This window comes from Flavobacterium sp., assembly GCF_043756175.1.
Lineage (GTDB): Bacteria > Bacteroidota > Bacteroidia > Flavobacteriales > Flavobacteriaceae > Flavobacterium.
Window position 1 is genome coordinate 1 of record NZ_JAYURN010000072.1, and the last position, 14,397, is coordinate 14,397.

At 33.8% G+C, this 14,397-nt stretch carries 8 protein-coding genes and 2 pseudogenes; 5 read left to right on the top strand and 5 right to left on the bottom strand.

The annotated features are described in order from the left end of the window. From ACH2BP_RS05440 to ACH2BP_RS05460, 5 genes and pseudogenes are all read right to left on the bottom strand, one after another. A pseudogene (locus tag ACH2BP_RS05440) lies at window positions 1–4,089 on the bottom strand (chromophore lyase); the annotation flags it as partial. 110 nt (window positions 4,090–4,199) lie between these two features. After that, complete coding sequence (locus tag ACH2BP_RS05445) at window positions 4,200–7,208, bottom strand: PorP/SprF family type IX secretion system membrane protein (RefSeq protein WP_395057783.1); 3,009 nt, start codon at window positions 7,206–7,208, stop codon at window positions 4,200–4,202. 1 nt (window position 7,209) lies between these two features. Continuing rightward, a complete protein-coding gene (locus ACH2BP_RS05450; protein ID WP_395057785.1) occupies window positions 7,210–8,634 on the bottom strand; it encodes a gliding motility-associated C-terminal domain-containing protein in 1,425 nt (474 codons plus the stop codon). 146 nt (window positions 8,635–8,780) lie between these two features. Then, window positions 8,781–10,073 carry a hypothetical protein gene (locus ACH2BP_RS05455; RefSeq protein ID WP_395057787.1) on the bottom strand — a complete coding sequence of 431 codons (1,293 nt, stop codon included), beginning with the start codon at window positions 10,071–10,073 and terminating at the stop codon, window positions 8,781–8,783. A gap of 36 nt (window positions 10,074–10,109) precedes the next feature. Continuing rightward, window positions 10,110–10,547: a hypothetical protein gene (locus tag ACH2BP_RS05460; RefSeq protein ID WP_395057789.1), complete on the bottom strand. Its 438-nt coding sequence runs from the start codon at window positions 10,545–10,547 to the stop codon at window positions 10,110–10,112. Between the two features lie 438 nt (window positions 10,548–10,985). Between ACH2BP_RS05460 and ACH2BP_RS05465 the strand changes: the two genes are divergently transcribed. The 5 genes and pseudogenes from ACH2BP_RS05465 to ACH2BP_RS05485 form a co-directional block, all read left to right on the top strand. Then, complete coding sequence (locus ACH2BP_RS05465; protein ID WP_395057790.1) at window positions 10,986–12,134, top strand: ATP-binding protein; 1,149 nt, start codon at window positions 10,986–10,988, stop codon at window positions 12,132–12,134. Between the two features lie 4 nt (window positions 12,135–12,138). Continuing rightward, the gene (locus ACH2BP_RS05470; protein WP_395057792.1) at window positions 12,139–12,522 is read left to right on the top strand and encodes a DoxX family protein; all 384 of its coding nucleotides are present in this window, start codon (window positions 12,139–12,141) and stop codon (window positions 12,520–12,522) included. A 47-nt stretch (window positions 12,523–12,569) separates the two neighbouring features. Then, window positions 12,570–13,127, top strand: a complete 558-nt coding sequence (locus ACH2BP_RS05475) for an RNA polymerase sigma factor (protein ID WP_395057794.1) — start codon at window positions 12,570–12,572, stop codon at window positions 13,125–13,127. A 2-nt stretch (window positions 13,128–13,129) separates the two neighbouring features. Then, entirely contained in the window at window positions 13,130–13,741 is a 612-nt protein-coding gene (locus tag ACH2BP_RS05480) for a cupin domain-containing protein (RefSeq protein WP_395057796.1), read from the top strand. Between the two features lie 181 nt (window positions 13,742–13,922). After that, window positions 13,923–14,397: pseudogene (locus ACH2BP_RS05485) on the top strand (hypothetical protein); the annotation flags it as partial.

A 14,397-nucleotide genomic window follows, 5' to 3' on the forward strand; every position in this document is an offset into this window, starting at 1 on the left:
TCCTGCTGGTAAATTAGAATATGTATTTCCAGATAATGTTCCTGCTACTGGTGAAATCGAATAAGTATAACCTCCCCAACCGTTAGAAGCATTTATAACTACCTGACCATTAGCTAAACAAGTTACTGGACTTGGCGTAAGTGAAACCGTTAATGCTACTGCAGGTTGTGCAATAGTAAGAGATGATGTATAAGTACACTCATTTGCATCATTATATACCGAAATATTATAAGTACCCGCTACCAGATTGTTTAGAGGAACTACAATAGTTGTAGATCCAGCTGCTGGTGTAGTACCATTTACTGTTGTCCCTGGAGGCGTTAGTGTGTAACTATAATTTGTACTATTTAGAATCCCTGTAATTGTAAATTGTCCGTTTCCTGTTGCTGTTCCAAAACATCTAACGTTATTTATCACTTGTGGTACAATAACCGCAGGAGGTGCAGCAGCGAATGTGAAACATTCTGAATAAGTACAATCATTTTTATCAATTACTTCAAAGCAATAGGTTCCAGCGGTTAATGCTAGGAAATTTCCTGAAGAATTATAAGGTGTTACAATAGGAGAAATAATTCTATATCTTATCGGTGAAATTCCTCCTAAAATAAGTTGTGCATTTAAATTACCTGTCAATGTTGGACAAGTGATTTTAGAAGTGATTCTAATTAATAAATCTTTAGGACCGTCTAATGCTGGCACAACGATTGGTGTTGTTGTAAACGTACATCCTTTAAAGTCTTTAATTATCACTGTATAAGTACCTGCTGCTGTTATGATGAATGTAGTACCTGCCTGATAAGTAATCCCATCGATACTATATGTATAAGGTCCTGTTCCGCCACTAACGCCAGACACAGTTATAACACCATTTGTTGTACAAGTATAAGGTGTTGTTAGAGTAGAAATTCCTAATATTGGACTTGCTCCTATAATTGTTACAGGCTGTGCAACTGTAGTACAAACCGAAGTTCCTAATGTATATTGAACCACTACATTATAAGTTCCTGCTATAAGGTTATTAAATACATTTGATGCGAAAAATGTAACACCATTGTCAATACTATATAGTAATGAACTACCATTTGCATTCGTCACATTTATAGTGATAGAACCTGTATTTGCTGGGCTTGAACAAACAACATCTGTTTTTACAATATTAAATACTGGTGGTGGTGATACTGCTACTGTTATAGATACATTTACAAAACAGTTATTAAAATCTACAACTTGAATGTTATATATTCCCGGGACTGGCGCTGCGATTATTGGACTTCCTTGTGTAACGCTAACCGCTCCCGTAACAATATAATTGTAAGGAGGTGTTCCGCCAATAGGATAAACTGTAATTTCTCCAGCAGTACACGCTAAAGGTTTTGTTAATGCAACTGTTGCTGTTATCGGTGCCGGTTGATTAATTGTAAATGGTGTTGTAACCGTACAACCATCTTGTGTTGTTACGGTATAAGTATAATTTCCTGGGTTTAAGTTATTAAAAACTGTACTACTACTATTTGTAGGACCAACCGAACTAACTAATACAGACCCTGGCATTTGGTTAATTGTAAAAGTATATTGTGGCAAAACATTATTAGCCGCTAAGTTTATAGTTCCTTTATCTCCGCTACAAATAGGTTGAGTAATAATTGCCGAAACCGTAAAAACTCTATTTACAATAGGAATATTTGACACGGTAAATACGCAACCACCAACTATTCCTGTTTGACGAACACATACAGAATAAATTCCTGATGGAAGTCCCGTAAAAATATTACCCGCCTGCCATGCTCCAGTACAATTTAATTGATATTCGTATCCTGCTGGAACACCTGTAATCGTTATTTGTCCTTGTGTTGTACAAATAACATCTCTTGGTGTGGCTACTGGATTTAATAAATTTTGAAAAACATTAAAATAAAATATGCGAGAACATCCGCTAGGATAATTTATTGTCACTCTATATTGCCCTGCTGCTGTAGCATTATAATTTGCCCCCATGCCTACATTGGCCCACGTACAAGCTGGGTTTTCATTAGCACAATTAGGGTTTACAACTGCGGCACAACTTGCGGTATTTAATTGATCCCATACAATAGATGTTGCTCCGGAAATATTCGTCTGAATAAGTTGAGAGTCTGCTGCACCACACAAAAATATAAGTGGTAATGGTTTACCATCATTTGGACAAATTACAACTGAGTCTGCATAAGGAATAACTGGATTTGTTAATGCTCCTGAACCAAAATCTATAACATTAAAAGTTTGTATAATAGATTTACAAGGTGAAAGGCTAATAATATTATTTACAGTATACGTCCCTATTTGAGTTACAGTAACCGATTGATTATTTGTACCTGCTACTGGTGTAATTGTTCCTGGTCCACTCCACACATAACTAGAATAACCATTAGCTGCAGTAAGTGTTACTGGATTGTTTCCACAAAGAACAACATTTGTAGTAAAATTACAATCATCAAGTCCTACTAAGAAGTTGGTTGGACTTGGTGGGCTTAAATTACATGATGAGAAAGATGACAAACTAGGATCATCTGTTATTTGTGCTGTATTTATAACACCTCTATAACTTGCAAAAGCTTGATTTGTAACTACATTAGAACAAGCATCATCTAACTGATCACAAGTACAAACCACAGTTACTTTTAACTTTATTTCATATCTTGGATCATTTACATTAACCAAATTATTTGGTATAGTAAAAACGATTGTTCTGGTTGCTGCTGTATAAACAAAAGTTACTCCCGGGGGTAAAGCCCCTGATAATGATAAATCTGCTGGATTAAAAGTTACATTAATCGGTAATACGTCTCTAATCGTAAAATTAGTGGCATCATCATTTCCTATATTTTGAAAACCGATGGTGTAATTTAAATCTTGACATAAGCTTACATCTGCTCCACCAATATCTGCACCTGCCGTATTTTGTACTGTTTTTGTAAGCACAATATTTGGCTCAATAATATCAATTGCAAAAGCACTGAAAAACATGTAATATTGATCCCCATCTGTCTGCATTCTTAATTTAGCAGCAGTTTCTCCATTCGTAATTACAGAATTTAATGGATTATTAATAATTGCAATTCCGGCATCATATCCCAAAGTGTTTGTGCTGTTTGGTGTTCTTGCTGGCATTATACCAACAGGGTCGGTAATAGAACTATTAAAAAAGTTGTCTGCTGCATTTGTTACTGTTGCACTTATAGTAACCCTAGCTGGTGTAATTATCGATGAAAATGTAGGTGTTAATAGTCCACGAATTCTTAATCTGTCCCCGGTAATTTTATTATCTCCTTCTAATGCTGAGAAGGCTGTTTTTGCTCTAACTGGGCCAGCTGGAATTGTTGAAAACCCAACAATATCAATATCTTGTGTATTTGTGCCGTTTATTCCTGCAAATCCGTCGAAAGAGGTAAAATATCTACCTGGTAAATTTGGGTCTTCATATACAATATAAATACTCCATCCTGCCGCATAACCTCCAGGACAAGGTTGATCTCCTTGGCTGGCAGTTACGTTTGCAACGGTATAAACTCCTTGTGGATTGGCTTGTGCAACAACCAAAGCCGTTATGTCTTTGTAAGCCGCATAAGGCTTACATGACGATCCTAGTAAATTCCCTACAAACTCATCATATATTAAATTATCTGCAGCAATATCTACATAAGTGGCACTTGTTGGTAATTTTAATTTAACATTGGAAATAGGTACTCTATTATTATTCTCATATGTTGCAGACCAATACAGTGCTGCATATCGTATTCTATAACATGAAGCACTAGCAGCTGGTATTGTAAGTGTTGCGCTACTTGAACTAAAAGTAGAGGCATCTGAATCGACATCAATATAACTCATATTGATAGCATCATTAGCTGTTGCCGCTGCCCCTGTTAAGTTATAAGGAGTACTATTTCCAGGTCCTGCCGGGAAATTAAGAATGTTGTTCCCTATGAGATGCATATCACCTTTTAAACTCTGATTATTTCTAACAGCAAAAGGTCTTGCTAATTGAGCATTCGCGCTTATCGTACTTAGTATAAAGACTAAAACCAATAATAGGTAGTTTTTTATTCTCATGGGGACAACTTTTAAATTCAGAAATGGGACTAAAGTTATTTATTTTTTTTATTTAATTAACATTTTTTTAGCGTTTTTTCTAAAAAAAACGCTAAAAAAAGTTTGTGCTTTTATTTTTCTACCTTAACAATTACCATTTTGCCGTTATAAGGTTTGCTTCCTTTGGTTTCCATAGCGCTCGTAGCGTCTTGTATATCGGTCACTTTTTGGTAGTAAATATAGTAAGTACCGTTATTTGCATTATAGAAGAAGTCTATATTTGTTTGACCTGCCTCTATTGCTTTTTTAACAAATGCATCTCTTTTTGCAACATCTTTATGTGCAGCAACAACAATATAGTATCCTTCATCTATATTAGTATTGTTTTTTATAATTTGTGTACCAGCTTGTTCTTCTCCAAAATCGAAATCTGTTGGTTTATAAGTTTGACTTGTTGGAGTAGTACTTAATTTTATTTGTTTTAATGTTTCTCTGTCTTTTTGATATTTCGTATCATCACTGTCAAATTGAGCTCGTTTGATTCTTCTTTTCTTCTCGATATCAGTTTCAGCTTTAATTTGTTCTAATTTAGCTAATAAATCTGCGTTTTGTTTATCGCTAGTTAATTTTTCAAGTTTAAGTTTTTCAAGGTTTTTCAGATTACTTTGATTAACGATATCATTTTTATTAGGCACTTTTTTCAACCTTTCGTTTGTAAGTGTTTCAAATTCTTTAATAAAATTACTTTGGTTTTTAGAGCTCTCAGCGATTTCTATTTTCAAAGATTCTAGCGCTCTATTTGCTCCACTCGTACTTTGAAACTCTTTGGTTTCACTTACAATACCTTTATCAGACAAGTCATTTACTCTTCTAAGTTCTTTTAGCTCATTATCTTTTGCTTTTGTAATAGAGTCTAATCTAGATAACGATTGTTTTTGATTTTTCTTAGAATCTTCTAAAACTTGACTTAAATTATCTAATTCTTTGTCTTCAGCGGTTTTGGCTGCGTCAATTTTAGCTTTGGCTTCAGCTTCTTTACGCAAACGTTCTGCTTCTTCATCTGCTTTGGCTTTAGCATCTGCTTTTTCTTTTTCTTTACGCAAACGTTCGGTTTCAGCTTTAGCATTTGCTGCATCAGCGATTGCTTTTTCTGCGTCAAGTTTGGCTTTTGCTGCGGCTTCGGCTTTTTCTTTTAATAAACGTTCAGCTTCGGCTTTGGCATTTGCAGCGTCAGCGATTGCTTTTTCAGCATCAGATTTGGCCTTTGCTGCTGCTTCTAATTTTAATCTATCAGCTTCAGATTTGGCTTGTGCTTTGGCATCGGCAAGTGCTTTAGCATCGGCATCTGCTTTTTCTTTACGCAAACGTTCGGCTTCGGCTTTGGCTTTATCTTGTTCTGCTTTTAGTTTATCCGCTTCAGATTTTGCTTGTGCTTTGGCATCGGCATCTGCTTTGGCATCGGCATCTGCTTTTTCTTTACGCAAACGGTCTGCTTCGGCTTTGGCTTTATCTTGTTCTGCTTTTAGTTTGTCTGCCTCAGTTTTTGCTTTGGCATCTGCATCAGCTTTTTCTTTACGTAAACGTTCTGCTTCCGCTTTGGCTTTATCTTGTTCAGCTTTTAGCTTATCAGCTTCAGATTTTGCTTGTGCTTTGGTATCTGCAAGTGCTTTTGCATCAGCGTCTGCTTTTTCTTTACGCAAACGTTCAGCTTCGGCTTTTGCTTGTGCAGTAGCATCTGCTTTTTCTTTAAGTAAACGTTCTGCATCAGCTTTGGCTTTAGCAATTGCATCTGCTTTGGCTTTAGCATCAGCTGCTGCTTTTTCGCTTCTTAATCTTTCTGATTCTGCTAGTGCGTTTGCTTTATCTTGTTCTGCTTTTAGTCTTGCTGCATTTGCGTTATTGGCTCTTGCATCAGCAGCTTCTTTTAGTTTTCTTTGTCTTTCGGCTTCTAAAACTGCTTTATCTTTACCTTGTAATGCTAATAATTTTTCGGCTTCAGCTTTTCTTAGTGCTGCTAATGCTTCGGCTTTTTCTTTAGCATTGGCTAATTCTTTTTCTTTACGCAAACGTTCTGCTTCTAATCTTGCTTTATCCTGTTCTAATTTAAGCGCTAATGCTGCTGTTCTTTCTTTTTGAAGTTCGGCTGGTGATTTTTTCTTAACTGCTATGGCTTTTGTTCCAGGATTTGTTTTTTTCGTCGCTTTTACGATTGGTTTGTAATCTTCGAAATCTCCGTAACCTTTTAGTTTGTAAGCTAATGTAATTTCGTGTGATAAGCCAAAATTTGATAAGTTGCCTATTCCTTTTTCCAGCGTATATCCTATTGATAATTTTTTTGCAACGGTAAGACCTATTCCTGCAGAAATTCCGTAAAGGCTATTATATCCTGCTTGTACCCAACCTGCTTTGGGCGCATTTAGAAGTAAATTGGTTCCGAAAATGGTTTTTCCTTTTGCAGCCTCTCCTTTTACTATCATCGAAAATTTACCGTTTTCTAAAAACCCAGAATTATACATGTAACCTGTGTACATGATATGTCCTGAAAAACTTCTTGCTGGATCATCGGAAAGTATATCTGACCCTGAAAAATTATAGGTAAAAATATTGTTTGCAGATATACCAAAATCAACAAAACCAGTGCTATAATTTAATCCTGGATTTATTGTAATTAATGAGTTTTTTGGTACGGTTTCTAACAAAGGTTCAGCTTCTGCTGTAACAATTTTTCCAGTATTTAGTCCGCTGTTTATGTATGCTAAATTTAATCCGAAAGTAAAATTACTATCGTTAGAGAGTTCTATATTTCTGGCAAAGTTTCCAACTACTCCAAAAGTGGTTAATACACCATAATTTCGTTGAAATAATCCGAAACCAATTCCGTTGTCTTCTCTAAATTTTCCGGAATAACTTGCAAAATAAGCTTGAGGTGCATTTTCGAGTCCTGAGAATTGTCTTTTATTGTACATACTAATAAAAGATTCGTCTTCTCGTACAAAACTAAAAGTTGGATTTATTAAGAATTTATTAAATTTTAATGAATTTTTTGCAGGTACATCAAAAGAAACCACACCGCCTGTTTGTGCTTGGTTTGGTAAAATGAAACCTAAAATCAGTAATAAACTTATAAATTCTTTTCTCATGCTATTTTATGATTGTGATTGACCCTTTTTTTACTGGACTTCCATCTTTAGATATAACGTAATAATACACCGGATTTGTCGATTTAAAAACGATTTCTTTATAAGGCCATTTGTTATCGTAATTTGTTGTTTGAAAATCTACATTTCCTTGTGGACTTATAATTAAAACTTCGGTATTTGCATTTATATAGTCTTGCGGAAGAATCCAAGTATCGTTTTTATTGTCGCCATTTGGACTGATAAGATTTGGCACTTCTTTTGGATTAATTCCTTCTCTAAGCTCAAACAAATGTTGTTTAAGAGTGTTGCAGCCTGTAGTTTGGTTTATTTGTACTTTATAATGTCCTACGTCTGAGGTGCTATAAGAGTTTGTTGTTGCTAGAATTGTTGGATCACCTATCTTATACCATTCGAAAGTAGGGTTTGCAGCATCTGTGGTAACTGTAATGGTTTTGGTTTCTCCAGCTGCAATAATGTTTACAAGTGGTTCTTCTTGCACGTCTATACTTGAGTTAAAACTTATGTTTGATAAAACAAATGATGCTGAAGTAGACGAACAACCTCCTTGATCAACAACAACCTTATAAGATCCTGCTTGGCTAGTTAAATAATTATAAGCAGTTGCTCCGGGTATTGAAACACCGTCACGAAACCACTGATATCCATATCCTGCAGTCACACTTAGTGTTGTTGGGCTTGAAGAACAAATTGTATTACCACCACTCGAGGCTATAGTAAATGTAGCGCCAACCGGAACAATATTTACCATTACATTTTGTGATTTTGTAATAGAACTGCTTGTGGTACATGAACCATAATCTATCTCTACGTGATATACTCCTGAGGTGATTATATCTATAGATGTTCCTATTTGATCTGCAATTAATGTTGCTCCGTTATACCATTTATATTTTAAACTCGGGAACGATACTGGTGATGGGTCTGCAACAGTTGGATTATCTATAGAAAGTGTAAAACTACCACCGCCACAAATATTTGCAGTAGAAATTTTATTATTTATGTAAAATGAATTATTAAATGATTGATAATAAGCTGGAAATGCTGGTGAACTAGAACCAGTACTAGCTGAACTTCGTACTCTTAGTCTGTAATTTTGTCCTCCTGTTATGGTTGGCACTGAAAAAGTAAAACTTCCAGGGCTAGTTGTTGTTTGTGATGATAGTATTGATATACTTGTTAATGTAGTGAAAGACCCACTTGAGTCAGACATTTCTAAGACATAAGTATTTGCTGTTGTAAATGTAAAATTTGCTGTATAACTATTGAAACTTGGACTAGCACAAATTTGAGTAAAAGCATAAGTTGGCGTTCCAATTTGCCCAAAAGTTTTTGTTGACGAAAAAAATGCCACTAGGACAAAAACGAATATATACTTATTTATAAGAGTAGTAATTTTACTTTTCATAATAATTCATTTTATTTTTTTAAACAAAAAAATTTAGAGTATAAAGACAAACTAGTTTTTTTAAACCAAAAATTAATAAAATTCAAGAAATCCATTAAGGGAATTATCTCTTAATGGATTTCTTAAATCAGATATATTTATTGTTTTTATTTCGAATTGGAAGCAGTAATTTTACTGATTTTTATTCTAAAATCAGGATTGTTTTTAGCATTGTATATATCTAAAAACATTTCTTTATTTTCTGTATTTTGATGTAAGTTATAAAAACCACCTGCTCCATAATAATCTTCTAGATCTTCATTTGTTGCGGTATTTTCAACAAAAATATTTCCTTTACAATTATTAAAATAAACTTCCTTGAATTCAATTTTCTTAAACACACTTGCTTCTAATTTAATCTCGCGGTCTAATATTGCTGCTGGATAAAATCCAGATATTACACTTCTTTTAATAGAGACAGATGTGTTATTTCCTACATAAACTGCTTCTTTCACTAATCCTTTAGTAATATCATCGCTTAATGTTGTGGTTGTATTTACAAGTGAACAGTTTGTAGCCGCTACATTTGTTTGGTTTTTAGAAAGATCAGCTTCTTCTTTTTTCTCGTAAGAAACGATATTCATACATCTTGATCTTGTTGACGAAGAATAAAGTGAGTGTCTAATTGCTAATGAATTATCAATTCTACATTGTGTTCCTTGTGTAAATCTAAAATCATCCCCACTAGATCTTAGAGATACTAATTTACTCACTGTAACATCTCCTCCTAATATTTCGAAAGAGTTACCAGCAGCAAAACTACACATTACGTTTTCTATAACCGTTTTATTTCCAACACTTGCTAGAGACAAAGCATTGTAATCTTTAAATCCTTTTATTTTTTTTCCTGCAAATTCTATTCTAAGGAATCTTACAATTCCAGAATTACTTTGAGGATTTGTTCCGCCATAAATAGTTTGACTTGGGTCTAAATCAAAATTTAAAGATGATGCTCCTCCAAATTTATTCATAGGTGCGTCTCCAAGAATCGCAATTCCTCCCCAGTCACCAGCTTTACGTTGCGGTCTGTTTGATGTGAAAATAATTGGATCTGTTTCCAAACCATTTGCCATGATTTGTGCTCCTTTAGTAATAATTAAGGCGCCGTTTGTTTCGTAATCACCTTTTACAACAGTTCCTGGCTCGATAGTAAGTATGGCATTGTTTGTCACATAAACTGGACCTTGCAAAAGATAGGTGTTCTTCTTGAATAAAGTAGTATTTGTGGTTATCTTACCGTACAAAATCTGATTAGTTTCGTTGTACTCAGTATTTGCTGGTTTAAATTCCGTCCAATTGCTTAACCAGTTACTGGTTCCAATTATACCTTTTTCTTGTTGTGCACTTGCAGTAAGAACTACAAAAAGCAACATCCATTTAATTTGTACTAGGTTTTTCATGTGGGTAGGATTTAAAAGTTATTACTCGGGAAATAATTACTCGTTTATTTGACTCAATTCCTTCAACATAGATTCGTAATATAATATAGAGCTAACCAAGTTTCCTTTGTCTGCATATGGCGTCATGGCTCTTTGAAAATCTACAGTTGAGTTAAGAAAAGTTTCTGTGTTTTGTTTTTGTAATGTTAATGTTTTATCATTTTCTGGGGTAGCAGGAACTCCAACATCTTGCATAGTTACACCCGGCTTAGTTGTTAATGCAATATAAGGCAACGTATTTACAAGCACTTTGATTCGCTCGATATACAATTCTAACAATGCTCCTTTTTGCATTGTTTCTAATTCGCTTTTTTCATAGAATTTTTTCAAAGAAGCTCCAGAACTTATAATACCAACTGGTTTATTTGTTTTTTGAGCATTCGCGTCGCTTATTACGAACATTAAAAATAAGCTAAAAAAGATAATTTTCTTCATGGTAATTTGTTTAAAATTTTAATAATTTAAGGTTTAAACCGTTTCGTGAAACAACCTTTTAAATTACACTTGCAAGATTCTAATAACTTTTTAATAAAAAAAATTAAATTTACTTGTTTTAAAAATTTAAAAGCCGTATCAATAAAACTGATTTTGTGTTTTAAACTACATTGCTAAAAGCGTGCCAAAATTATACGAAAGATAAAAATATACAAATTTATGTTATAAATAAGTGTTTTTACAGTCTTTTTTATTTTTTAGCGCTTGCAAAAATATTTTTTATTATGATAACTTCCTAATATTGAGTTAAATTTATTGTTAAAAATTTGCAAAAAACAATACAGTAACTTGTTCTTTCAATATTTTTTATTGGCCAATAAAACATCTTATTAACAATAATCATATTGTAAAATTTATTGTATTACCTATATTTGCAATATGCAGTTTAGCCAAATCGTAGGTCACGAACACATCAAAAATCATTTAGTACAAAGCGCAGCAGCTGGAAGGATACCGCATGCGCAACTTTTTGTAGGCCCAGAAGGGTCTGGGGTTTTACTAACCGCTATTGCTTACTCACAGTATGTTTTGTGTAATAATATCGGGAATGAAAATAGTGGCGGGAAGGAAAGTTGCAACTTAAAATTTGATCATTTTTCGCACCCAGATTTGCATTTTGTATATCCAACAGTAACTACCGATGAAGTAAAAACAAAACCAAAAAGCTCAGATTTCCTTGCTGATTGGCGAAAATTTCTATTCGATAAACCCTACGGAAGTATTTTCGATTGGTACAATATTCTTGATGTAAAAAACAAACAAGGAGAAATTAGGGTAGAAGATGCTCAAGAAGTTCTCAAATCACTTTCGTTAAAAGCTTATGAAGGGGGCTATAAGATTATGATTGTTTGGATGGCCGATAAAATGAATATTGCCGCATCAAACAAATTACTAAAACTTCTCGAAGAACCTACCGAAAAAACACTGTTTATTCTCATCACCGAAAACGAAGAAGATATTATACAAACCATTCGTTCCCGATGTCAAGTCTTGCATTTTTCGGCACTAAGCCAAAATGCTATTACCGAAGCATTAATTACTAATCAAAATATAGAAGCTAAAAAAGCACAAAAAATTGCGCACAAATCACAAGGGAATTATAACAAAGCCTTGCGGTTTTGCCACGAAGTAAATGACGATTTACCGTTTGAAGAATGGTTCGTGACTTGGGTTCGTGCCGCATTTAGAGCCAAAGGAAACGCCGCAGCGATTCAGGATTTAATTTTGTGGAGTGAACAAATTGCTGGTTTGGGACGAGAAACACAAAAAAAATTCTTGCATTTTTGTATCGAAATGTTTCGCCAGGCTTTATTACTAAATTACGAAACCGAAAAACTAGTTTATCTAGAAACAACGGTAGAAAAATTTAGTTTCGAAAAATTTGCGCCTTTTGTAAACGGAAACAATATAAATGATATATTTAAAGAAATTTCTGAAGCAATATACCATATAGAACGCAACGGAAATGCCAAAATAATCCTAACCGATTTATCTATAAAACTAACCCGATTAATTCATAAAAAATAAACCTATGGAAAACCTTGCTTCACTTTTTGTCTTATTTTTTCTTGCCATTACGTTTTTGCAATCTGGATATGATAAATATACCGATTGGAACGGAAATATCACTTGGCTAACCGAACATTTCTCAGGAACTATATTTGCTAACAAAGTGCCAATATCTCTAAAAACACTGTTAGCTTTCGAAATTATTGCCGGGATTTTATGCATTGTAGGTATGATCGAAATGTCTATAAGTGGCGGAACAACTTTTGGTAAATATGGCGCTTGCTTGTCTTGTGTTACTTTGCTTATGTTACTTTTTGGGCAACGTATTGCCAAAGATTATGACGGAGCCAGAACTATTGTAATTTACTTTATTCCTGCAGTAATGGGTGTGTATTGGCTGAGTTAATGATACTTTTGAAATTAAGTATAAAAATTAATTAACACAAAATAATTTTGAAAGAGAAAATAATATATAATCATGATGATTTAGTGATTTTAATAAAAAATCGAAATCAAAAGGCATTTGCCTATTTACACGACAACTATGCCAAAGCTATATTTGGAGTTATTCATTCTATTGTTGATGATGTCGAGGAGTCTGAGGATATTTTGCAAAAAACATTTTTAAAAATTTGGGATCATTTTGACAGTTATGATGCGTCAAAAGGAAGGTTATATACTTGGATGCTTAACATTTCTCGAAACATGAGTATAGACTACAAAAGATCTAAGCATAATAAAAACAAAACCCAAAACACAGATCAAAACGTATATGCATTAAACAACCTTACAACTGACGAAGATTCATTAGATACAATAGGGTTGAAAAAAGTGGTTGAAAAATTAAAATCTGAACATCTAATTCTTATAGAACTTGCTTATTATAAAGGGTATACGCAGGAGGACATAAGCAAAGAACTAGACATACCTATGGGAACTGTAAAAACAAGAATGAGAAAAGCACTTCTAATTTTGAGAGGGCAATTAAAAGAAAAAACACCTGTGCAATAAAAATGGATACTATACAAAATTATATAAATTCAGGAATATTAGAGTTGTATGTGTTAGGTATGACTACTGACGAAGAAAATATTGATATCACTAAGTTTGCTGATGAAAACATTGAAATAAATGAAGAAATTGATGCTATTTCTAAAGCACTACAAATAACTTCGGAAGCTTTTGCTCCAGAAATTTCGCCAGCTTCAAAAGCTATGATAATGGCAACCATTGACTATACTGAACGTTTGAAAAATGGCGAAGAGTATACAATTGCGCCCTTATTAAACAATAACAGTAATGTTGCTAATTTTAAAACATGGATTAACAGACCAGATATGCAAGTTTCCGAGGATTATGAAACCATAGATGCTAAAATTATTAGTGCATGTGAAGAAGTAACAACACTTATTGTTTGGCTGAAACACGGCGCTCCAATCGAAGTTCATGACAAAGAATACGAACATTTTCTAATAGTTGAAGGTTCTTGTACTATTACAATTGGAGAAGAATCACATAATCTTGTTGCAGGAAGTTATTTATCAATTCCTTTGTTTATTGGTCATAGTGTAGCTGTAACTTCGGATACGGCTTGTAAAATAATTTTACAAAGAGTAGCAGCTTAATTTATAGAATTAACCTAAAATTTGACAGAGCAAGAAATGTTGTGATATACTTTATTCCTGCAGCAATGGTTGTATATTGGTTTAGTTAGATTTTAATTGTGTGTGAGTTAGTAGAAATATTTATTCACACAGATTAAACCATTTGAAAAAAGTTAAGTCTAAATAGATAAATTGAAATATTATGAAATCAAAAAAGTCTTTTTACACAGTAAGTATTTTATCAATTGCTCTTTTTGTTTTTAGTTGTTCAAAAGAGGATAATAATTCTCCAACTGCTACGCCAACTATATCACAATCAACTACTATCCCATCTGTTTATTCAAAAATATATGGAGCAACAAGTATTACTTCTGATGGTACTTTTATTACAATTAAAACCAGTGATCAACCAGACCACAAAAGTGCTTACTGGGCCAATACTAGTACTTTATATGAAGCTTTTACTCCATCTGTGAGTAGCCCATCATATACTGGCGGAGCATTTATTAAAGCCCCAAATAATATTACAGCGCAAACCATTACCTTAAAAATACCTTTAAATCCATCTGTTGCAACAACACATAGTGCAACCCCTATGGGTGTTATGGGTGTCGCATTAGATGGGGTTCCTTTTTTTAATCAATATGCGGCAGGAGGAGTTTCATTAGGCGGTGAAG